Genomic DNA, 23,146 nt, shown 5'->3' with positions numbered 1-23,146 from the left:
TAAAAAGCGGCTTTTATGACAACTTGATAAAATTGCAGGTTGAGCTGCAATTTTTAACGCTATTTAGGCTAAATTAACCATGCGCTTCGGCAAGATATAGCCAAGTATCAATAACGGTGTCTGGATTTAATGACACGGTGTCGATACCTTGTTCAACTAACCAAGCTGCAAAGTCAGAGTGGTCTGATGGGCCTTGACCACAAATACCAACGTAAGCACCTTTCGCTTTAGCCGCTTTAATGGCCATAGCCAATAATACTTTAACGGCTTCATCACGCTCATCGAACAAGTGACTGATGATTCCTGAGTCGCGGTCTAAACCTAGTGTTAGCTGAGTTAAATCGTTAGAGCCGATAGAGAAACCATCGAAATGCTCTAGGAATTGGTCAGCTAACAAGGCGTTAGACGGTAATTCACACATCATAATAACGCGTAAACCATCTTTACCACGTTCTAGCCCTTGCTCTTTAAGTAATTCGATAACTTGAGAAGCTTCGCTTACGGTACGAACAAATGGGATCATCACCTCAACGTTGGTTAAGCCCATTTGGTTGCGAACACGTTTAATCGCTTCACATTCAAGTGCGAAACAATCGCGGAATGATTCAGAAATATAACGGCTAGCACCACGGAAGCCCAACATTGGGTTTTCTTCTTCAGGCTCATAACGGTCACCGCCGACTAAGTTTGCGTATTCGTTAGACTTAAAGTCAGACATACGTACGATAACTTTTTTCGGGTAAAACGCAGAGGCGATAGTCGCAATACCTTCCACTAAGCGTGCAATATAAAATTCAACAGGCGAATCGTAACCGGCAATCATGTCATTGATTTCTGATTGTAATTCAGCAGTTTGGTCGTTGAAGTCTAATAGCGCTTTAGGGTGAATACCAATCATGCGGTTAATGATGAACTCTAAACGCGCTAAACCGACACCTTCGTTAGGTAAACGAGCAAAGTCGAATGCACGATCAGGGTTACCGACGTTCATCATGATTTTCATTGGTAATGGCGGCAATGTATCAACACGGTTTGTGATGATTTCAAATTCTTGTTTACCAGAGTAAATAAGGCCTGTATCACCTTCGGCGCATGAAACGGTAACAATATCGCCGGTTTTGATGCGGTCGGTCACGTCACCACAACCTACAACAGCTGGCACACCTAATTCACGAGCGATAATCGCAGCATGACAAGTACGGCCACCACGGTTGGTAACAATCGCGCTAGCGCGTTTCATGATAGGTTCCCAATCTGGGTCAGTCATGTCAGTCACTAACACATCACCTGGCTCAATTTGATCCATTTGGTCAATTGAGGTTAATACCTTGGCAATACCAGTACCAATTTTATGACCAATAGCACGACCTTCGCAGATCACATCGCCTTTGGTTTTTAAATGGTAACGTTCAATTAGTTGCACATCTTCACGGCTGCGAACGGTTTCTGGACGCGCCTGTACAATATACAGTTTGCCGTCATTACCATCTTTTGCCCATTCGATGTCCATCGCACGGCCATAATGTTGCTCAATGATCACTGCTTGCTTTGCAAGCTCCATCACTTCTGCATCATTGATAGAGAATATACGGCGCTGATCTGCAGCAACGTCTTCGATTTTAACTTGCTTGCCATGAGAAGCATCATCAGAGTAAACCATCTGAATCAACTTACTGCCAATGTTACGACGCACTACTGCATCATGGCCTTGGGATAAAATTGGCTTGTGCACATAGAATTCATCAGGGTTAACCGCGCCCTGCACTACCATTTCACCCAAACCAAATGATGAAGTGATAAATACAACGTCGTTGTTGCCCGACTCAGTGTCCATGGTAAACATAACACCAGAAGCCGCTTTGTCTGAACGCACCATACGTTGTACGCCAGCAGATAAAGCAACACCTTGATGCTCGTAACCTTGATGAACACGATAAGAGATTGCACGGTCGTTAAAGAGTGAAGCGTATACATGCTTAATTGCTAGCATGACGGCATCAAAGCCTTTAACGTTTAAAAATGTTTCTTGTTGGCCTGCAAACGATGCGTCTGGCATGTCTTCAGCAGTTGCTGATGAACGTACCGCAAATGAAGCGTCTTGTGTTTCACTCGACAATTGCTCATAAGCTTCACGAATCGCTTCTTCAAGCGCAGGTTGGAATGGGGTTTCGATAACCCACTGTCTGATCTGTGCACCTACTTTTGCCAGTTCATTGACATCATCCACATCCAATGTAGCCAGAATGTCAAAAATCTTCTGGTTAACTCCACTTTGTTCAAGGAACTCATTGAACGCATGAGAGGTCGTTGCAAAACCGCCAGGAACTTGAACCCCTGCATTAGCCAGATTGCTGATCATCTCTCCAAGGGATGCGTTTTTTCCGCCAACCTTGTTTACATCACCCATGCCTAATTCTTGATACCAGAGTACGTATTGCTGCACAGTTTTATCTCCGCAAGTTTTTTATTTCAGTGGCCACTTCACACGAGGGCAATAGCATCTTACACTCCCATACAAGACGCGTAAATCTATAATTTTATTTGTAATTTTATTACTACAAGAGGTCAGAATGACACCAAAAGTATTCTATATTTCAGATGGGACCGCGATCACAGCAGAGGTTTTTGGTCATGCCGTACTTTCACAATTTCCTATAGAATTTGAAGCACTTACGATTCCGTTTGTGGAAACTATTCAAAAAGCTCAAAAAGTTAAGCAGCAAATAAATGATTGTTTTATTACAACAGGTGAAAGACCGTTAGTGTTCCACTCAATCATTAATCCTGAAATTCGTAACGTGATTTTTTCGAGTGAATGTGTCGATTATGACTTTTTGAACACCTTTGTTGCGCCACTCGAACAACACTTAGGCGTGCAAGCTAAGCCTTTATTGCACCGTACTCATGGTAAAAGTAATCATGGCTATGAAACCCGTATCGATGCCATTAACTACACGATGGAAAACGATGACGGCCAAACCATGAAACACATGGATAAAGCCGATATTATTCTATTAGGTGTATCGCGCTGTGGTAAAACACCGTCAAGCTTATATCTATCGATGCAGTTTGGTATAAAGGCTGCAAACTACCCCTTTACTGAAGATGACATGGATAACCTCAAGTTACCTGAAGCACTCAAACGCAATAAGTCGAAGCTTTTTGGGTTAACCATTGATCCTCATCGTTTGCATGAAATACGTCAAAGTCGCATGGAAAACAGTCGTTATTCTTCACTAAGACAATGCCGCCTTGAAGTCAAAGAAGTTGAGATGATGTACAAAAAAGAGCGCATCCCATTCGTGAATACCACCAATCATTCGGTTGAAGAAATTGCCACTAAAATTCTCGATATTACCGGTCTTAAACGCCACATGTTCTGATAAATAAACAATCGATTTGGGCTTTAAATAGCATAAAAAATCATCAAATGGCGATGTTGACTTAGGTTGATTCGCCTTTGGCTTTTAAGGCAATCTGTTTTTTAGTGCCTACAATCCTAGGCTAAGCCTCGCATCTTTAACTTCTTTGGGTATATAATCTCGAGCAATATGATGCAGATGCATCTCACGATTTCTCGGTAATATGCATGACTATTAAAACAGATGAACTCAGAACAACCTTATTAAGCAAAGTTATTTCTCCTGCTCAGTTGGCTTCAGAATATCCTTTAACTCAAGATGCAGCTGATTACCTTGTTGCTCAGCGTCGCGAAGTTGAAGCCATCATAGCGGGCGAAGATCAACGTTTGCTCGTGATTATTGGTCCTTGCTCCATTCACGACACTAAAGCGGCACTAGAATACGCGCAGCGCTTATCAGACCTTCACCATGAGCTTAAAGACGACTTATGCATCTTGATGCGTGTGTATTTTGAAAAGCCACGTACGATTGTGGGCTGGAAAGGCTTAATTTCAGATCCCGATTTAGACGGCAGCTTTAGCCCAAATAAAGGCTTACGTATGGCACGTCAGTTATTACAGCAAATTACTGAACTTAAATTGCCGATTGCAACTGAGTTTTTAGACATGGTGAACGGACAATATATTGCTGATCTAATCACCTGGGGTGCCATTGGCGCACGTACGACGGAAAGCCAAATCCACCGTGAAATGGCTTCTGCTTTGTCTTGTCCTGTTGGCTTTAAAAATGGCACTGACGGTAATATTAATATTGCTGTAGATGCTGTTCGTGCCGCGCAAGCACCGCATATTTTTTACTCTCCAGATAAAGACGGTGCCATGGCCGTTTACCGCACACACGGTAATCCGTTTGGTCACATTATTTTACGTGGTGGTAAAACCCCTAACTATTCAGCTGAAGATATTGAAGTTGCACGCGCACAGCTTGAAACCGTCGGCGTAACCCAACGTATGGTTGTCGACTTTAGCCACGGAAACAGCGAAAAGCAGCATAAAAATCAATTAAACGTTGCAGACAGTATCATGGCACAAATGCGCAATGGTAGTACCGCCATTGCCGGTATTATGGCTGAGAGCTTTATGATTGAAGGTAATCAGAAAGTGATTAAAGGCGAGCCTTTAATGTATGGTCAAAGTATTACGGATGCGTGTTTGCATTGGGCTGATTCTGAAACGTTATTGCGTGAATTAGCGCAAGCTTCTCGTGACCGCAAAAATCTGTTGGCTAAGTAATCCCAGTTCAATTTATTTGCAAGCATCAGCATGCTTGCAAATAAACAAAGTTAAATGCCCATAAAAAATGCCAGTTTACACAGACTGGCATTTTTATGGGCAACGATAAAATGAGTGCGGGCATGTTGTTAACAACATTGCCTACGGCACACTTAATCAATCGTAAAAGTTGATTATCTATGGCTCATAACTTACTGAATGGTGTGCCAAAGAGGCCTGCGATAAATCAGCAAAGCGTTGTTCAATTGTCATAAAGCTGTCAACTAGTGCTGGGTCAAAGTGATTACCCCGACCTGCCGTTATTATCTCTTTGGCTTCTTCATGTGTAAATGGACGCTTATAGCAACGCGGAGAGGTTAACGCATCATACACATCAACCAATGCCACAATCCTTGCTGACAATGGGATTAATTCACCTTTAAGGCCTTTTGGATAACCGCTGCCATCCCACTTCTCATGATGACCACCAGCAATGTCTCGCCCCATCAACAGAAATTCACATTGAGGCGCATATTTCAGCAAGCTATCGATCACTTTAGCCCCCATAACAGGATGGGCTTTGATGTGTTCAAACTCCTCAGGGGTTAATCTACCGGGTTTAAGTAAAATATGGTCTGCAATTCCCACCTTGCCAATGTCGTGCAAAATCGATGACAAGCTGATTTCTTTGATAAAAGCTTCTGTTAACTCTGCCGGCACGTGTTCATCATCTAGTCTTTGTTTTGCGAGCATATTAGCGTATTGCTGCATTCTAATAAGATGGGCACCAGTATCATTGTCTCGATACTCCGCTAATTTTGCTAACCCAATCACGGTCGCCTGTCTTGATGCTAATGTCGATTGCAATGAATGGGTCAATTTACCCAGCAAAAAGGAAATAGATTGGGTCACTATGGCACAGGTAGCCAAAAAGTTAATCACGACAACATACCAAATTGTCGTTGAAAAGTGTTCCATCACAGGCCAATGTAACCAATCGTAATGAAATGCAATTCCTGTGAGTATTAACAAGACAGCATTAACAACCTGAGCGATTACCGCAGGCTTTGCGCCAAGCAGCACACTGGTTAACGGTGGAAAGGTAAACAACCAAAACAAACCCGCACCTGAAGGGCCCACCGCGAGCAAAAATCCTGCACCGACAAAAAAAGCCAACAAACAGCCCCATAAATATCGGGTGTTATCTGCTAACGAAGGCCAAAAGAGAATGAATAGCAACAAGCCATACCAGAGCGTATCAAAGGCCGCCATGTACCAAATTCCTTGGTCAATACATACATATACGCTTGTGATATACAAAGGGATACTCAGTACCGCTAGCACAGTAAATATGCGCATAAAAATGGTGTGGCGCCATAAAGGTAGTGCATCATCTGGTTCTAATTGAATAATTTGAGCCTCTAACGATTCAGGCATATCCTTTCCTTAATGGTTAACCAATCCGGTGAGCATGGTAATAAATGTCTTGCTAAAGCAAGTCTTGCTGCTTTAAAAGAAAATAAGGTATGAATTAACAATAGTCCATCTCATTCATATCACAGCTAAAATCATCTATAATTTCTAATACATAAAGCACTGAACGGCAATGTCCACATCATAAACCTATATGTTGGTGCAACGATTAAACGAAAGAAAGAAAACCTGCATAAACGAAAGTTTATTGCTAGGATAAACGCCGAACGTGTTGATAGATAAAATAAAGCGCTTTTTCGGTAACACAATGACCATCAAATTAATGGATTAATACATGACTAATGACATTCGATATGCACTCACCTTCTTTCTTATGCTATTCAGCAGTTCATTAATGGCACAGACATCAAATACCGATATACCTATGCAAATGATAAATGCTAAAGCAAAAGTGTTTTACTTGGTAAGACATGCAGAAAAGCTTGAGGGAAAAGATCCGAGCTTATCTGCACAGGGGAAACTGCGGGCCATCCGTTTAGCTCAAGTATTATCAAGCACCCCGTTAGCCAAAGTGTATACCACAGACTATAAGCGCACGCGTGAAACCGCATTGGCGGTAGCTGAAGAGCAGCATCTGGCACCCAGTTTATATGATCCTACAGATCTTCAAAAAGCAGCAGAAGTATTGTTAAGTCAGCAAGGGCATATTTTGGTGATCGGCCACAGCAATACCACAACCGCACTGGCAGAACTGCTTGGCGCAGAAAAACAGCCTGCCATTAATGATGCAAGCGAGTTCGACAGACTCTATATAGTCACTGTCGATGGTAATAACCATGAAGTATCGACGGTACTATTACGATATTAACGATGTAGCTAGTGATGCTGTTAGTGATGTAGCTAGCGAAGTGATTAACTACCTGATTAATTGCACGACTATTTATTACGTCAATAGATGTGCGATTAACTCACCCACGTAAATGAGTTGAGACTTTGCATCTGTACATTGAATGCTGAATGCTGAATACTTAAAGGATAAAAAGAGTAAATGCCCCCAATTAATTGTGCTCATTATGATTTTATCGAAATCATGTGCTTACATCAGTATCAAGTGAAGTTAAGCTTGCATTCTGGTGTTGAAATTGTGGGCCACTTTACTCAAACGACAATCGTGCAACAAGGTGGCACAAAACACGAAGCGATTCGCGGCGTCACTCAACAACAGCAACCAATAGACATTATATTAACTGACATTAGACGTATTGATGTACTCAGCGCTAACCCTGTATTTGAGCATTTACTGCTCGGCTAGCGCAGAGAAAACAAACCACACTGGGTAATATTCGACACCGCTTAAGCTCATACAGTACAATGCGCCGCGTTTAATCCTGTCTATTGTTTAATTTTAGGTCGTTGTATGTCCCTTGCTCAAAATCCAGATCAAACTGAAACTGATTTTCCTGAAGATATCGCTGCACGCATTATCCATTCTGAAGCGCGAGTATTTAAAGCCATTTTCCCCTCTAACACTAACCATCACAACACCTTGTTTGGTGGAGACGCATTAGCGTGGATGGATGAAACGGCCTTTATTGCCGCGACACGTTTTTGTCGTAAATCGTTAGTTACTGTAAGCTCTGACCGTATTGATTTTAAAAAATCCATTCCAGCGGGCAGCTTAGCGGAATTGATTGCTAAAGTGATCCATGTGGGTAACACCTCACTAAAAGTTGAGGTGAATATTTATGTAGAAGACATGTACAAAGATCATCGCGAACATGCTATTCGCGGTGTATTTACCTTTGTTGCAATTGATGAAAATCGACAACCTACACAAGTGTGGCCTCACGCTTAATGGCGGTCTTTGTCAGCGCAGCCATTGTGCTGCGCTGCTATCGAACAAACTGTGATGTAAACCTAAACTAAAGTCATACTTTGCTGTTTACACCAATCCGCATTAAATAAGTAACCACTCAGAATCCGTCCAGCAGTTTTTGATTAAAGCGTCGCGATACACTAATGGTCGTTCCTTTTCACATAGCGAGTACGCTGAGTAAATCCTCTGGGACATTCCTTTCTGGCGAGTGTTTAAAGGGCTTACACTGCGTTGTATAGCTTCGAAAAAGGACCACTATTCATTCAGTCATGCCCCTTGTTTAAGCCCTTTTAAACTCTCGTTGAGTCATCTCTTATTAACGCACAATGGTATTATTCACAAAAAAGCATCATTTTGATGCATAAAGCAATAGAACACTCGATTGCTTTTCTGTTACATTGAATTAATCTTCACGTGCAACATAGAATAAAAAACGCCATGAAGCTCGAAAATTTAAATATCGTCATTGCAGATGATCATCCGTTATTTCGTAATGCCTTACGACAGGCATTGAGCAGTGCATTCAATCAAACTCAATGGGTTGAAGCCGACAGTGCTGAAGCGCTGGAAAATGTGCTGAATAACAAACAATGTCAATTTGATCTCATACTGCTGGATTTACAAATGCCTGGATCTCATGGTTATTCGACCTTGATCCATCTTAGAACTCACTATCCAGATATTCCTGTGGTGGTAATTTCGGCCCACGAAGACATTAATACTATTAGCCGTGCGGTCCATTATGGAAGCAGTGGGTTTATTCCTAAATCTGCCTCTATGGAGTCATTAACTGATGCGCTCACCGCGGTATTATACGGTGATATTTGGTTACCTAGCGGTACTCAATTGGTGCCAGTGTCTGACGATCCAACCGATAAAATGGCCAGCCGTCTATCAGATTTAACTCCACAGCAATATCGAGTATTGCAAATGTTTGCCGAGGGGCTGCTCAACAAGCAAATAGCCTATGATTTTGGTGTGTCGGAAGCGACCATTAAAGCTCATGCAACAGCGATATTTCGAAAACTTGGCGTGCGCAATCGTACCCAAGCTGTCATAGCCTTACAGCAACTAGAAATGGAAAAAGTCGATCTATCGTAATGCAAAATACTATCCCACTCGCACAATTGCCTTTTTCACAGGCATGCGAAAACAATAAGCATGTAATATTAACTCATCTGGTACAGTGGTTAAGCCACACAACTCAGGTGCTAGAAATCGGCAGCGGTACAGGGCAGCATTGTGTATTTTTTGCAGAGCATTTAACGCACCTTCGCTGGCAGCCTAGTGACCAGCCACATTACCTCGATAATTTACAGGCACGATTACAACACTACCCGCTTAACAACCTAGCTGATGGCATCGAACTTGATGTCAGTCAGTCGTGGCCAAAATTAGTGGCCGCTATCGATGCGATTTATACAGCAAATACACTACACATCATGAGCTGTGAATTAGTAGAAGCCTTTTTTGTGGGTTGTGGTAAAACACTCGCGCCTAAAGGATGTGTTGCTATTTATGGGCCGTTTAATTATTCAGGTGAATTTACCAGCGACAGTAATGCACAGTTTGACGTTTGGCTAAAGCAGCAACATCCATTAAGCGGTATACGGGATATTGAATGGATAACCACTTTAGCTAAACAACAAGGGCTTATTCTTACAGAAGATGTCGCGATGCCTGCAAATAATAGGCTGTTGTATTTTACTCGCACATAATCCCTCTCCCGCCATTTATCACAGACTCTTCATCACTAATTCAACACGATACAGACAATAGGCTGCACACGACAAGAGTATTATCGTACGGGAAGAAATACGCTAAGCTAGCGGCTTATCGTCTGTTAAGACGACAACAATTATTTTAAACAGCTTTTAACACAAGGACACACACTATGGGTTCTGTTACCACCCTAAAACACCCAAATGGTCTTGAGTATGTCAAGGTAGACACTGAGCTTTGTCAGGCACGAATTTTTATGCAAGGCGCTCAGATAGACCAATTTATCCCTGTGGGTAAACCCCCTCTTTTGTGGGTTTCATCTGCTGATGATTATCAACCGGGTAATGGTATTCGTGGTGGCATCCCTGTGTGCTGGCCGTGGTTTGGCATGAATGAAAACCCTGATTTCCCTCAACACGGTTTTGCTCGTAATAAGCTGTGGAAACTTGAGTCAGTCAAGATGCGTAACCAAATTGTTGATTTAGTGTTTAGCTTGCCAGCAACAGAATTTGAACGTCAATATTGGCCACATAACACCGAAGTCAAAGTGCTATTTACCTTAGGCGAATCATTGTCAGTCAGTATTGTGAATACCAACAATGACGATACGAGTGTTAGCTTAACTCAAGCGTTGCACAGCTATTTCCCGATTGATGATATTCATCAACTAACCGCCAGTGGCTTTAGCCAATCAAAATACATTGAATTTGGTCAAGGACCGATTCAACAACCACAAGATAACGTCACCTTTGACCGGGAAACTGATCGCGTTTATACCGATTTAGCCAGTTGCCAAGAGTTGCATACGCCACAAGGGACTATTGTGGTAAGCCGTGAGAATAGTCAGTCTGCGGTGTTATGGAATCCGTGGATAGACAAATCAATAAGACTGTCTCGATTTAATAGCGATGATTATCTTTCAATGGTGTGCCTAGAAGCGGCCAATGTATTAGAAGATAAAGTCGTACTCGCCCCCGGTGAGAGCCATACGCTAACAACTCATATTCGCTGGAAGTAAACTCAACATCGCATAGGCTAAGTTGAGTAAATAAAAAGTTGAGAAAATAAAAAAGGTAGCCTAAACTACCTTTTTTGTTAACACATTTATCAACTTTACTCAGAGCATCTTGGCTAGCCAAATACAAGGCAAACCATTTAATGCATCTTACTTAGCCGCTACTTCACAACCTAGTGGGCTGTTTGAGTTTTCATAAACAATGTCACCCATTGGCGCATAATCTGCTGCAACAATAGTACCTTTGTCTTTGAAGAAAGTGTATAACACTTCAGCATCCACATAACCTGTTGCTACTGGGTTAAGTTTTGGATAACCGTCACCGCCAGCAGCGTTAAAGCTTGGTACTGTAAAGCTATAAGAATCAGTGGCACTGTAATCTTTACCATTGATTTCACTGATAGCGACTGTTTGCGCAGTACAATCTACCGTCATTTTCACACCTGTGATTTGAGCATAAGCTCCAGAACCACGTTGGAAAGATGCTACTGTGTTTAAGTATTCTGTGACTTCTGCACCAGTCATAGTGCTTAATGTCACCATGTTACCAAATGGCTGAACGGTCAGCACGTCACGGTAAGAGATATTACCCGCTTCGATAGATGCACGTACACCTCCAGAGTTCATCACACCAATGTCAGCTTTAACTTTAGTACGCTGTGCATCAGCAAGTAAACGACCTAAGTTGGTTTGCATGCTACGTACGTTTGCACGCTCACCATCTAACAATCCATCAGTGGTTGCAATCACTTCGCCTAACTTAGCGCTACCTTGATCTTGATAGTATTTTAGCAATTCTTTTAATGCTGCATCTTCTTCAATTGCGTCAGCAATCAATACCTTAGTTTTAACACCTGCAGCATCGGTTACTGATTTTTTCAAATTAACAGGTATTAGCTTGTAGCTTACTAAATGCATTTCACCGTTGAAATATTCAAAATCTGCACGGCCTACGTACTTACCCCATTCGTGAGCCTGCATAATGTAAGTGCCATTCTGCATATCAGGTGTACATTCGCTGCCTGGTTCAAATGTTTCGCTATATGCGTTAGTACCTGGCTCCATACAAACTGCGTTTTGTGAGTGACCACCGATAACAACTTGTAAATCACCTTTAGCTAACGCACGAGCCATGGCAACATCACCAGGGGCATTGCTACCATTTGCAGCATCAGCATAGTGACCCATGTGAGTCGTTGCGAAGATCAAATCTGCAGATTTTGCTTCTTTAATTTCTGCTATTACTTTGACAATTTCATCTTTTGGATCTTTAAAATCTAAATCACCGATAAATTCTGGGTTACCAATTTTAGCGGTATCTTCGGTGGTTAGGCCGATAACAGCAATTTTAACGCCATTAACATCGAATACTTTGTAGGCATCAAAATAACGTGTGCCATCTTTCTTATAAATGTTTGCAGCAAGCATTGGGAAATTAGCAATTGAGCGTTGTGAATCTAATACTGCTAATGGGTTATCAAACTCATGGTTACCCACTGCCATAGCATCGTAACCGATTTCGTTCATACCAATAAAATCAGGCACAGCATCTTGTAAATCAGACTCTGGAACACCTGTGTTGATGTCACCGCCAGATAGCAATAACGTTTCGCCACCGTTTGCACTGACTTCAGCACGAATTTGGTCGATCAACGTTTTACGCGCTGCCATACCATATTCGCCATCACTGTTAGACCAGAAACGGCCATGGTTGTCGTTGGTGTGTAATACTGTAAATATTTTACAATCTGCACCTGCTTCGGCACATGTTGTTGCGACAGGCGTTTCTACTAAGTGTGTTTTATCGTCACTGTTACAACCGGTTAATGCTGTTAATACAGCCGTTGCAACTAATCCTTTAATTAACATGTTTGTCATGATTTACCCCGAGTTATTATTTATTTTTAAATCTGTGAAAATCCAATTCACAGGCTGAATGATAACAAAGATTGACGGTTTTTGATTTCATTTTTATGACAAAATGTGATTTTTAATACACTAATAACAATAACTTAAATAGACAACAATTCTCTCTTGAAAACAGTCAACTTGTTAATAAACATGTTAAAAACAAGTAAAAAAAATGGCTCTAACAGATAAACTGCTAAGCCACTAAAATCACTTACTTTTTTGAAACCTCACCATCGACACCATTGTTCTGAATAAAAAACAATAGCGTGAAGCTTTTATTTCAACACGTGTTGTATCCATTGACCGATATCAGTAAGTTGGTTAGGTAAAACACTGTGAGCCATAGGATAAGTGCGCCAACTTGTCTGATAATTAGCGGCTATTAACGCATCATTTGCCATTTTCCCTGCAAACAATGGCACAACATCATCTTGTTCACCGTGATGTTGCAAAATAGGTGTTGTCCGGTTTTCATCTGCAAGTTGTTCAGGTAAATGTTCTCCACCAGGTAAATAACAAGAGAGTGCCATAATACCCGCCAGTTTTTGAGTAAAACGTAAGCCCGTGAATAAACTCATTACTCCGCCTTGGCTAAATCCTGCCAAGATAATCTTACCCGCACTGATACCATTCTCTATTTGCTCATTAATCAATTGTTGCACGGCTTGCTCAGAGCTCAATACCCCTTGAATATCTGCTCTGTCATGTAAATCCATGCTTTTGATGTCGTACCAAGAACGCATCACATAGCCACCATTAATCGTCACAGCTTGCTCGGGTGCATGAGGAAAAATAAAACGAATACTGTGATTTTCAGGTAAGCCTAACACCGGAACTACAGGCGCAAAACCTGCGCCAGAATCGCCTAAGCCATGAAGCCAAATAACACATGCTGTAGCCGTTGTTTGTGGTTCGATTACAATTTTTTCTAATGAAGACATCAAATTGACCTTATTTATATCAAAAACTTGATTCAAAGAACTAACCGCTCGCGAGAGCCTGTTGATTTTGACTCTATGCCTGAAAGATCAACAGTCACTATACTTAAACAGATTAATTCAAGATGTGCACTAAGCATATCATTCCAATCCATTTGCAAACAGATTTGAGGTTATTAGCTTAAGCTTACTGAGCTTGAATACCGGTGCAATTGAGCACTTGCTCTAATTGTGTCGCATTGTCGAGCTTAATGCTCCAACGCACAGTGCCACCATCAGCGGCAATAACCAGACCTTGATGAAAACAACTGATGTCGTCAACAGAAGCGGTTAATACAATATGATTGTCATGAAAACGACACTGGATTTCATTGATGGTAACAATGAGCTTGCCGATTGAAAAATCAATGACCATGACCTTCCCTTTTAATAGCGTTAAAAAATACTTAAGTCATCATACTGTTACCCAAATAAAAATCCCAAGTGATTCACTTGGGATTTCAGAGTAAATAACAATATTACTTAGTGGTGATGACCACCAGCGCCATGGGCATGACCATGTGCGATTTCTTCGTCTGAAGCATCACGAGCACCAACAATTTCAATGTCGAATGTTAATTCACGACCCGCTAAAGGATGGTTAACATCCACAGTCGCCATAAACTTACCGACTTTGATGATGGTAACCTGACGTTGACCTTGTTCAGTGTTGACCACTGCTGCCATGCCGGGTTTCCATACTTTAGCGCCCACTAAATGTTTTACAGATACACGCTGCTCAGCATCTTGTTGGCGTTCACCATAAGTGTCTGCTGCTGCTGGTGTAATGGTAAACTTCTCACCAATTTCTTTACCGTTTATGGCATCTTCGATACCAGGCATCATGTTGTCATGGCCATGTAAGTAGGCAATCGGCTCGCGGCCTTCATTTGACTCAATCACTTCGCCTTTCTCGTCACGCAGTGAGTAATTAAACTGCACAACCATATCGTCTTTAATGCTCATTTTTATTCCTTAACGCTAAAATTTTGCCGAAGCTTATCAAAAGGCCGCCAAAGCAGCCACAAAAAAGTCAATGTTATAGCGTAATACCAAGACGTTTAAAGGTATCGACATCTGGAAATCCGTCAGCAATCAAGCCATGTTGCTTTTGATATCCTTGCAAACCTAATGCAGAGTTACGTCCAAAAATACCATCCGGTTTACCCACATCAAAACCGGCATCATTCAACTTTTGCTGGAGTTGTTTTACGATTTCGCGGCTTAATCTTGGTTGTTTGGGAACGGCACGAGTTAATTCTGGTGAACCATTGATACGATCAGCCAAATGCCCCACTGAAATGGCATAAAATTCAGATCGATTCCAACGCATAATCACATTAAAGTTGTCATAACCTAAAAACGCTGGCCCAGTGTGTCCTGCTGGTAAATACAATGCAGCTTGCATATCTGCAGTGGCTATTGGCTGGCCATTGGTCTGCTTTATATTTAAGGCACGCCACTGTGTTAACGGTAATACTGATTTACTGCCTAAATACTCAAAGGCATAATCTTGAGGAATAAGAACTTCACGGCCCCAACGTTGATCCGCTTTCCACCCTAAGTGTTGTAAAAAATTAGCGGCCGATGTGAGCGCATCAGCTTCACTGTTCCATAGGTCTGCAACACCATCACCGTCGCCATCAACAGCATACTTACGGTAATTAGTCGGCATAAATTGAGTATGCCCCATGGCTCCGGCCCACGACCCAACCATTTTATTATCAGCGAAATTATATTGCTGTTTTAACTTTAATGCTTGTATTAACTCGCCGGTAAAATAATCACTGCGACGAGGATCGCAACCTAATGTCGCGAGCGAATCAAGAACAGGCATACTGCCTTTATAACTGCCAAAGTTTGTTTCTAAGCCCCAAAAAGCGACTATGTACTGCCCAGGGACACCATATTCTTTGGTTAAGTTAGCCAATAATGCTTGATGCTTTGCCATCATTTTTCGACCTTGATCAACGCGCCAAGTCGTGACCCGTTTCTCAAAGTAATCGCCAAACGAGGTCGTAAACTCGGGTTGTTGATTATCGAGTTCTATCACTCGAGGCACATACTTTAAATGAGCAACAGTCGTGTCGATGATATGTTGTGATATCCCAGCCGCTTTGGCCTTTTGCTGCAAATTAATTACACAAGTGGCAAAATCTGCTTGTACAGGCTCAGGCGGAACAATCACAACAGGTTCTGGGGAGGCGGATACCGCGCAAGCACTTAATAAGGTGCTTGAAACAAACATGGAAGCAACAAACACTGAAAAACGGCTTTTATGGGTCATGAAAACACTTACTTATCACAAATGAATGACGAATATCGTGACGCATCGCTTCTCAGGAAACAAGACCTGTTAGCATTAATCCCTGTTTATTTATTCAAAACCGACCATTTTAATCACCCAATTGGTATAAAGAATCAGCATTAACAACATTGTCATTAATTAAGCCTTTTCCTTATTTTGTGAGTACGTATAATGAGGTTAATTCTCACTCATTGAAGCGACTTATCATGACCGAACAAACTCCCGCACTAATCGGCTTTATCGAAAACGTAAAACAACACCAAGTCTTATGGGGCTTACAAGATGAAACAGGTGAAGGCTGGGTAGTATGTGACTCATCTGAATTTGAAGAAACCGACGTGATGCCTTTATGGTCAAGCGAAGCAGCCGCGACCAGTCATTGCACTGAAGAATGGGCAGATTATAAAGCGGTTACCATTACCCTAACTGAGTTTTTAGAGTACTGGGTTGGCGATTTAAATGACGATGGTGTACTTATCGGTATTGATTGGGAAGCCGATCAAGAATGCGAAGAAATTGATCCAATCATTTTGGCAAAAGAATTAGTCGACTTCGAAAAAGAATAACTTTTTTGAATCGACATCACTTAAGCTGCTCTTTATGAGCGGCTTTTTTATTTTAAGCTCTCCACTCACTACTTAAAGCGTGCAAGCCTATGCCAACATTAATTGATATTCCTTTTGAACAGCGCCACACATGTTGGTTTTGCGCAGAACCGAGTGATCAAATTTTTGATTATTATCGAATGACCCACACACCGCACCCCTCTCTTGCGGTGCCGGCTTGTAAAGAGTGCTTAGGCTTAGCGAAGAAGAACCCATTAACCTCGATTTGGGATTGCCGCGATGCCGTTAAAGATCAGCTAATGCACCTTTACCGTAAAGATTTAGCCATTGGCATTAATTGGACCGAGCAAGAATTACAAGAGTCTGAATTTGAGTGCAAAATCTTTGGTGGCTTTAAAAAAAGTGCATGGATGATGTACCAAATAGCGCAAGGACGTATTAACGCTAAAGGTTGGCCATTAAGTGTAGAAGGAGTACTACTCGATGGTGAAAATGGTCATTATCAACGTGGGTTCGAGTTTGACGACGTCACCTTCACATCATTACCAAAAGCAATTGAGCATTACAGTAATACATTATCACTTGACCCAAACTTTCTGAAACAATTGGTGACGTTACTTGGTAAAGCTAAATTTTGCCATGCGATTAAAGTCGCTAGGCTCAATATTGGTATCACTCGCGAACATCAACGTAGAATTATTGATGAGCTAATCGAAGACAATGACCAGACATAACGTGGCACGAGTGCGACGCACAAACGGCAGATAAGTTTCTGCCGTAACCCTTATGGAATCATAGTTAGTGATCTATACCGACAAAATCGCACGCAGCCGGTCTTGCACCACACCCACTAACAAATCTGGCTGAAACTTAGAGATAAACTCGTTACAGCCCACCTTTTCAACCATGGCTTTATTAAAACTGCCACTGAGTGACGTATTTAACGTAATAAATAATGATGCCATGCGCGGATCAGCACGCACTTCCGCAGTGAGCTTATAACCGTCCATTTCGGGCATTTCGGCATCGGTAATCATCATCAATAATTCATCTGCCACATGCTTGCCATTATCAGCCCAGCCTTGCAGCAGCTGTAATGCCTGTAAGCCATCTGATGCCTCAACAATCTCGATGCCTAATGGTGTTAACGTATCACGAACTTGCTTACGTGCCGTAGACGAGTCATCGACAATTAACACTTTACGACCGTGCATTTTCCCCGCTAATGCTTCATCTAACACCCCGTCAGATAAGCTAACATCGTAATCAATAATCTCTGCAAGTACCTTCTCAACATCAATAATGGACACTAATTGAGTGAGCCCATCTTGCTCAATTTTCGTAATTGCAGTGAGGTAATTATGTCCACCCGATGTTTTTGGTGGCGGCATAATGTCGCTCCAAGTCATATTGATAATATGCTCAACTTTACCGACCAAAAAAGCCTGCACGCTGCGATTGTACTCTGTAATAATCAAATTACTGTCTTCGGTAATCGGCCTTGGCGAATAACCGATCGCTTCACGTAAATTAATCACCGGGATTGATGCACCTCTAATATTCGCGACGCCATAAATATTGGCATTGCTGCCGGGAAAAGCATTAATAGTGGGTAACTTCACCACTTCTTTTACTTTAAACACATTAATTGCGAATAATTGCGTAGAGCTAATGCGAAATAATAACAGTTCTAAACGGTTTTCACCGACTAACTTGGTGCGTTGATCTACCGTATCGAGCACTTTTCTCATAAAGCCATCCACCTACTGAAAATAACAATCGAGTAAATTATACTAAAAAACGCAGACAAAAGGACGTAGTAAGCATGATAGAACCGACAAAAAAGGATTAAACCGGTTAATTGAAGATCAATCTAATGTTCTAAGTCGTATAGTTAACAATAATCGATATAGTTTTATAAAACGGAGTCGACAATGAAAAAACGATTAAGTCAGATGATAAAAATGCCTTTACTTGCACTGTCAGTATTTGGGCTATCGGCCTGCACAATAATTGATAAACCAGTCGATGTGGTCAAGCCGTTTGAGCTAAATCAATATTTAGGCACCTGGTATGAAATCGCCCGTTTAGATCATTCATTTGAACGCAATATGTCAAATGTCACTGCGCAATACAGTGTTGACGGCGACAAAGTGGTGGTCATCAATAAAGGATTCAAACAAGATAAACAACAATGGGATCAAGCTGAAGGTAAAGCTTATTTTATTAACGGCAGCAATCAAGGTTTACTCAAGGTCTCCTTCTTTGGCCCATTTTACGGCGCATACCAAATACACGATATTGTACAAAATGACCAAGGGCAATATACCGATTCATTGGTGATCGGTCCTAATAATGACTATGCATGGATTCTATCGCGCACCGCCACCATTGACCCGGTTATTAAGCAGCGCTTTATCACTAAGCTTAACGCATTGTCGATAAATGAAGATAAACTCATTTGGGTTAATCAAGGTGATCAACAATAACTCAGCAAGCGTATAGTTAAGCCGATGCACCGTAATACACAATCCAGAGGTTGTAATGATTATCCCAATTTTTCCTTTACCGATTTGCCTACTCCCACAAGGGTATACGCAACTGCGGATTTTTGAAGCCAGATACAAACGATTGGTGTCTGAGTCGCTAAAAAGTGGCCAGGGTTTTGGGCTGTGCATGTTATCTGACGACAAAAAAACCATCATGCCAATAGGCACTCTGACACACATTATCGATTTTGAAACGTTAGAAGATGGCTTATTGGGCATAAGTGTTCAAGGTAAGCAAACCTTCACCATAAATAACATTACAGAAGAAAGTGATGGCTTAAAACGTGCTGAGGTAACGCTCATTGATGGGTGGCCAAGCAATATCATTGAAACGCACCCTGCTCAACCACACATTAAACTCAATGAGCGTAAAAAAGATCAGTATCTCAGCAAAACATTAAAACAGCTGCTGCAACAATACCCACAACATTTAGCCCATTACAGTGAAAACGACTTTAACGACATTTCATGGGTATGCCAACGATGGTTAGAGATTATTCCATTGAGTGCCAAGGAAAAATACCAGTGCATTCATAGTCACGACCACCTATTGGCTAAATCTTTTTTATTCGACGTTATAAAATAATCACATTTTATGATCCGTTAATCTACATCAGCCGTATAACTCAATAATGACTTGATCAACTACCCTGTGCAGCTGTTTTAGTAGCTGCATAAATGGCATATACACATATGCTCAATAGTGATTTATTGGATGCGAGTGAAAAAAATGGAAAATGTTCAATCACAAAGCGCACAAACTCGTTATGATAAGGGAAATCTTGCACAAAGATCCTCTAATCAACGAAATGGTGCTATGAAATCAGACGAACCTAATCCGCTAGCAGACGAGCTTGCTCAACTTATGATGCAGGTTGCAAACAACCGCTGCAAAACATCATTTGCCAAACTTTTTTCGCATTTCGCGCCCAAAATAAACTCTTTTGGAGTCCAGCGTTTAAGCCAGCAAGGTTTAGCAATGGATTTGGTACAAGAAACCATGTCTCGCGTGTGGACCAAAGCACATTTGTACAATGCAGACAAAGCTGCGGTTAGCACTTGGGTATTCACCGTTATGCGTAATCAATGTTTCGACATGCTTCGCAAAGTACAACACAACCGTGAAGATGCATTTGGTGATGACATTTGGCCATTATTTGAATCAGATGATGCAGAAAATAATGATGATGACTTTTTATTATCAGCAAGCTTACTGCAACATGTTGAAGAATTACCACCATTACAACGCCAGGTGGTTCAAGGTATTTACATGCAAGAGCTGACACAACAAGAGTTGGCAGACAAACTGAACATTCCTATCGGAACAGTTAAATCCCGACTTAGACTCGGCTTAGAAAAGTTAAAAAGCTTTATGGAGAAACATTATGATTAATTACCACCCAGATCAGCATTTGCTGTCTCTCCACGCTAAAGGTGAGTTGCCTCTTTCAATGTCAATTGCCATCGCAGCGCATGCAGAATTTTGTCCGCATTGCCAACAACAGCTAGATCAAATGACAATTGCGTTGTCTGAGCAGCAGTTTGAGCAAGGTGATGTCAAAAATACAACCGCAGCGGAACAACACGTTGAGTTCGACGATTTACTCAGCCAATTTTTGTCATCAACACTCGATGCATTAGACACCGATGATAGTGTTGATAGTGTTGATAGTAAGGCTACATCACAGCCTGAGATAATCGACAACAGTGTCACCATTAAAGGTCAGCATTATCCTTTACCGCGTGTGTTTAAAAAGCAAATTAATGCTTCATGGCAAGGCATAGGTAAAGTGAGCCGCTTACGTTTAGACACCGGTGAACCACAAGCAAGAGCAAGCTTGTTGCACATTGCGGCAAACGGTGAAATACCGGATCACACCCATAAAGGTTCTGAGTTAACGTTATTGCTAGCTGGTGAGTTTAGTGATTGTTACAACACTTACAAACCAGGTGACTTTATGTTGCTTGACCAAGACCACGAGCATTCACCTAAAACAACTGAAGGTTGTTTATGTTACACAATCGTAGATGCGCCACTGTACTTTACAAAAGGCATCAGTAAGTTACTCAATCCTATTGGTGAGTTACTTTATTAATTAGGTGTTGCTGTAAATCGCGATAATAACATTATCGCGATTTAAATCATCAACTTAAAATAAAAACCAATTGAAAATATAATATTTATAGCGGTAATCAAGCAAAAAATGCATGTTATTTGTCTTTTTTATGAAAAACGTTGTTGCTATAAACGAAAAGTGAGTATAGAATCCATACAGATTTAAAAATCTTGTTAATTTTGGTACCTACCTGTAAGTCTGCTCAACTTCCTTCGTAAACCCAAGACAAGCTTCTGCTCATTTTTATTGACCATGACATGGCCAATGTTTGTATGAACATTATCAACAAACTTTATCCGTCATAACACTGTCATATAATTATGTTCAACTTACTCCGTTAAGTGAAAAGTATAAACAATAGTGATTAGGTTTTATTATCTTAATCAACTATTTATAAAACAACACTTGATTAGTGAGTTCAGAATAGGTTAAGTTAAATCTCGACAAGTTAATCTTTCGCACCACTAAAAAATGCCAAGGATATTATATTGAACAATTTTTTCACCCAAGGGTGATAAGCACAAATAAGGAATGTGACATATGTCATACAACATAAATGGACATGAAATTTCAGTTAGCTTTCCAGTTAATTCAATTTCGTCAAACAAAAATTCAATTGCTTTTACCGACAGCCTAGGTAAAAACAAAAAAACCTTTTCAAAGCGTATTGAAGCAATAAACTTCATGAAATGGTTAATATCTGCAAGTAAGTAATACCCCTAACGCATCGCGTTAATCATTTGCTCTGTTATTTAATAAACTCATTTCTCGGTATTCTCCTCTCACTTACCGATGTTTATTAAAACAGAGCAAAATGAATTACCCTTTACAAAATCCCATCGATATTTCAATAAGTTTTTCATTAAAAAACTCATTACATTTTTGCGTTTAGTTATCGCTATTTTGCAAATTTACGTTGATATCTTGGTAGCATCGTTTGATTCCCCAATACCCCACCTTGATGTAAATACACAATATCGCCTTGCCACTGCGGGTGTTTAGCTAAATAATCTTTTAGCACTAAAAATCCAACAGGATCATAGAGTAACTCAAACTCAATGCCAGACTCACACACAGTTTTCCACATATCAAAACAGCGCCTAGTGAGCTTACCAAAATGATATTTATGGCCATCATTGACTACTGTCGGAAAATACACCTTGTCGACTAATTGTGAAAATTGCTCTGTTAAGTAGCCATCACCGCCTACAGTACTGCAGGTTATCACCTCAATATTGAGTTGGGTTGCATCAATACAGGCTAATTGTTGTATGAGTTGCTTATTTAAATACGCGGCAGTTGTTCCTGTACCTGAGGGTAAAAAAACTTTTAATTCACTGATGTTATTTAATCGAGCCCAATCGATGATCTCGTTGGCTAATATTGCTAAACCTACTTCAGCATATTCGCAGCGTCCACCTTCAGGAATGTGTAACAGTGAACAAAACTGCGAATTGTTGGACTCTAGTATTTGTTTTACGACGTCATCTAAATGCATCTGTTGATATTGGTCAGCCTGTTTCCGTTTGCTGACATCAATAATATTGGCGCCATTCGCGATTGCCGCTGCATAATTACCTTTTGGGTGATGAATAATAAAGTCGTTTACGTGACTCACGTAATAATCAAATTGCCAGCCTCGTTGCTTAGCTAATACAGACATTGAATATAATGAGTTTGCTTGAGCAGAGCCAGATCCTACCAGATGAGTAACATGAGAATAATCTTGCGATAAAAAATGATAAAACTTGCGCGCCTTATTACCGCTAAAATCGGGATGCAATAAGTCATCACGTTTCACAAAAATACGTCTTTGTTCAAATAACATCTGCTGTACAGGGCTTGTCGTAAACATGATCAATCTCAAAATCATTAAGATGAGTATTTTAACCAAAAAATGATAAAACTCACCGTTTGATTTGTTTTTTTCACTATAGCCAATCTAAAACAACGCCAAAAAATCACAAAAACCCATTAAAAGCATATACTTAACACTTTGGCATGAAAATCGCTTAGTTAAGAGTAATTGGTACAGGTT

At 40.9% G+C, this 23,146-nt stretch carries 23 protein-coding genes; 14 read left to right on the top strand and 9 right to left on the bottom strand.

Annotated features, from left to right (window positions below; translation table 11 throughout):
• Positions 1-73: 73 nt before the first annotated feature.
• A complete protein-coding gene (ppsA, locus tag ACROAE_RS18440) occupies positions 74-2,443 on the bottom strand; it encodes a phosphoenolpyruvate synthase (RefSeq protein WP_432404863.1) in 2,370 nt (789 codons plus the stop codon).
• Positions 2,444-2,570: 127 nt separating this feature from the next.
• On the opposite strand from ppsA, the gene ppsR reads away from it, so the two are divergent.
• A complete protein-coding gene (gene ppsR / locus ACROAE_RS18435; protein ID WP_188952407.1) occupies positions 2,571-3,383 on the top strand; it encodes a posphoenolpyruvate synthetase regulatory kinase/phosphorylase PpsR in 813 nt (270 codons plus the stop codon).
• Positions 3,384-3,589: 206 nt separating this feature from the next.
• On the top strand, positions 3,590-4,654 hold the full coding sequence (locus tag ACROAE_RS18430) for a 3-deoxy-7-phosphoheptulonate synthase (protein ID WP_432404858.1): 1,065 nt from the start codon (positions 3,590-3,592) through the stop codon (positions 4,652-4,654).
• A 177-nt stretch (positions 4,655-4,831) separates the two neighbouring features.
• Here the strand turns inward: ACROAE_RS18430 and ACROAE_RS18425 are convergent, their stop codons facing one another.
• Positions 4,832-6,070 (bottom strand): HD-GYP domain-containing protein, encoded by a 1,239-nt coding sequence (locus ACROAE_RS18425; RefSeq protein WP_432404854.1) that lies wholly within the window; start codon positions 6,068-6,070, stop codon positions 4,832-4,834.
• A 331-nt stretch (positions 6,071-6,401) separates the two neighbouring features.
• On the opposite strand from ACROAE_RS18425, the gene ACROAE_RS18420 reads away from it, so the two are divergent.
• The 6 genes from ACROAE_RS18420 to ACROAE_RS18395 all read left to right on the top strand — a co-directional run bounded on the left by ACROAE_RS18420 (position 6,402) and on the right by ACROAE_RS18395 (position 10,683).
• Complete coding sequence (locus tag ACROAE_RS18420) at positions 6,402-6,935, top strand: SixA phosphatase family protein (RefSeq protein WP_432404851.1); 534 nt, start codon at positions 6,402-6,404, stop codon at positions 6,933-6,935.
• A 180-nt stretch (positions 6,936-7,115) separates the two neighbouring features.
• Positions 7,116-7,379, top strand: coding sequence for a Rho-binding antiterminator (locus ACROAE_RS18415; protein WP_432404848.1), 264 nt, complete (start codon positions 7,116-7,118; stop codon positions 7,377-7,379).
• A gap of 105 nt (positions 7,380-7,484) precedes the next feature.
• The gene (locus ACROAE_RS18410; protein ID WP_432404845.1) at positions 7,485-7,922 is read left to right on the top strand and encodes an acyl-CoA thioesterase; all 438 of its coding nucleotides are present in this window, start codon (positions 7,485-7,487) and stop codon (positions 7,920-7,922) included.
• A 459-nt stretch (positions 7,923-8,381) separates the two neighbouring features.
• Entirely contained in the window at positions 8,382-9,044 is a 663-nt protein-coding gene (locus ACROAE_RS18405) for a response regulator transcription factor (RefSeq protein ID WP_432404842.1), read from the top strand.
• On the top strand, positions 9,044-9,661 hold the full coding sequence (locus tag ACROAE_RS18400) for a DUF938 domain-containing protein (RefSeq protein ID WP_432404839.1): 618 nt from the start codon (positions 9,044-9,046) through the stop codon (positions 9,659-9,661). The genes ACROAE_RS18405 and ACROAE_RS18400 overlap by 1 nt, the downstream gene beginning before the upstream one ends.
• A gap of 176 nt (positions 9,662-9,837) precedes the next feature.
• Positions 9,838-10,683, top strand: a complete 846-nt coding sequence (locus tag ACROAE_RS18395; RefSeq protein ID WP_432404836.1) for a D-hexose-6-phosphate mutarotase — start codon at positions 9,838-9,840, stop codon at positions 10,681-10,683.
• Positions 10,684-10,830: 147 nt separating this feature from the next.
• Here the strand turns inward: ACROAE_RS18395 and ushA are convergent, their stop codons facing one another.
• From ushA to ACROAE_RS18370, 5 genes are all read right to left on the bottom strand, one after another.
• Positions 10,831-12,558 (bottom strand): bifunctional UDP-sugar hydrolase/5'-nucleotidase UshA, encoded by a 1,728-nt coding sequence (ushA, locus tag ACROAE_RS18390; RefSeq protein ID WP_432404833.1) that lies wholly within the window; start codon positions 12,556-12,558, stop codon positions 10,831-10,833.
• A gap of 308 nt (positions 12,559-12,866) precedes the next feature.
• Positions 12,867-13,532, bottom strand: a complete 666-nt coding sequence (locus ACROAE_RS18385; protein ID WP_432404830.1) for an alpha/beta hydrolase — start codon at positions 13,530-13,532, stop codon at positions 12,867-12,869.
• A 184-nt stretch (positions 13,533-13,716) separates the two neighbouring features.
• The gene (locus ACROAE_RS18380) at positions 13,717-13,944 is read right to left on the bottom strand and encodes a DUF3389 family protein (RefSeq protein WP_160052941.1); all 228 of its coding nucleotides are present in this window, start codon (positions 13,942-13,944) and stop codon (positions 13,717-13,719) included.
• A gap of 107 nt (positions 13,945-14,051) precedes the next feature.
• Complete coding sequence (locus ACROAE_RS18375) at positions 14,052-14,534, bottom strand: FKBP-type peptidyl-prolyl cis-trans isomerase (protein ID WP_432404826.1); 483 nt, start codon at positions 14,532-14,534, stop codon at positions 14,052-14,054.
• Between the two features lie 73 nt (positions 14,535-14,607).
• Positions 14,608-15,855 carry a lytic murein transglycosylase gene (locus tag ACROAE_RS18370; protein ID WP_432404822.1) on the bottom strand — a complete coding sequence of 416 codons (1,248 nt, stop codon included), beginning with the start codon at positions 15,853-15,855 and terminating at the stop codon, positions 14,608-14,610.
• Between the two features lie 227 nt (positions 15,856-16,082).
• Between ACROAE_RS18370 and ACROAE_RS18365 the strand changes: the two genes are divergently transcribed.
• Both ACROAE_RS18365 and ACROAE_RS18360 read left to right on the top strand, forming a co-directional pair.
• The gene (locus ACROAE_RS18365; RefSeq protein WP_160052944.1) at positions 16,083-16,442 is read left to right on the top strand and encodes a DUF2750 domain-containing protein; all 360 of its coding nucleotides are present in this window, start codon (positions 16,083-16,085) and stop codon (positions 16,440-16,442) included.
• An 89-nt stretch (positions 16,443-16,531) separates the two neighbouring features.
• Positions 16,532-17,176 (top strand): hypothetical protein, encoded by a 645-nt coding sequence (locus ACROAE_RS18360; RefSeq protein ID WP_432404817.1) that lies wholly within the window; start codon positions 16,532-16,534, stop codon positions 17,174-17,176.
• Positions 17,177-17,248: 72 nt separating this feature from the next.
• Here ACROAE_RS18360 and ACROAE_RS18355 read toward each other — a convergent pair whose 3' ends face one another.
• Positions 17,249-18,193: a chemotaxis protein CheV gene (locus tag ACROAE_RS18355; RefSeq protein WP_432404814.1), complete on the bottom strand. Its 945-nt coding sequence runs from the start codon at positions 18,191-18,193 to the stop codon at positions 17,249-17,251.
• 183 nt (positions 18,194-18,376) lie between these two features.
• Here ACROAE_RS18355 and ACROAE_RS18350 point away from each other — a divergent pair, with 183 nt between their 5' ends.
• The 4 genes from ACROAE_RS18350 to ACROAE_RS18335 all read left to right on the top strand — a co-directional run bounded on the left by ACROAE_RS18350 (position 18,377) and on the right by ACROAE_RS18335 (position 21,087).
• Entirely contained in the window at positions 18,377-18,931 is a 555-nt protein-coding gene (locus ACROAE_RS18350) for a lipocalin family protein (RefSeq protein WP_432404811.1), read from the top strand.
• 55 nt (positions 18,932-18,986) lie between these two features.
• Positions 18,987-19,577, top strand: a complete 591-nt coding sequence (locus ACROAE_RS18345) for an LON peptidase substrate-binding domain-containing protein (protein ID WP_432404808.1) — start codon at positions 18,987-18,989, stop codon at positions 19,575-19,577.
• A 144-nt stretch (positions 19,578-19,721) separates the two neighbouring features.
• On the top strand, positions 19,722-20,384 hold the full coding sequence (locus ACROAE_RS18340; protein WP_432404888.1) for a sigma-70 family RNA polymerase sigma factor: 663 nt from the start codon (positions 19,722-19,724) through the stop codon (positions 20,382-20,384).
• Complete coding sequence (locus ACROAE_RS18335) at positions 20,377-21,087, top strand: ChrR family anti-sigma-E factor (protein ID WP_432404805.1); 711 nt, start codon at positions 20,377-20,379, stop codon at positions 21,085-21,087. Before ACROAE_RS18340 ends, ACROAE_RS18335 begins: the two co-directional genes overlap by 8 nt.
• Positions 21,088-22,006: 919 nt before the next feature.
• On the opposite strand, the gene ACROAE_RS18330 is transcribed toward ACROAE_RS18335, so the two are convergent.
• Positions 22,007-22,963, bottom strand: a complete 957-nt coding sequence (locus tag ACROAE_RS18330; RefSeq protein ID WP_432404801.1) for a 1-aminocyclopropane-1-carboxylate deaminase/D-cysteine desulfhydrase — start codon at positions 22,961-22,963, stop codon at positions 22,007-22,009.
• Positions 22,964-23,146 lie beyond the last annotated feature (183 nt).

It is taken from the genome of Shewanella sp. MF05960, assembly GCF_050849305.1.
GTDB lineage: Bacteria > Pseudomonadota > Gammaproteobacteria > Enterobacterales > Shewanellaceae > Shewanella.
Note: the sequence above shows the minus strand (reverse complement) of the source record. Positions and strands in the feature narration are given on the sequence as shown.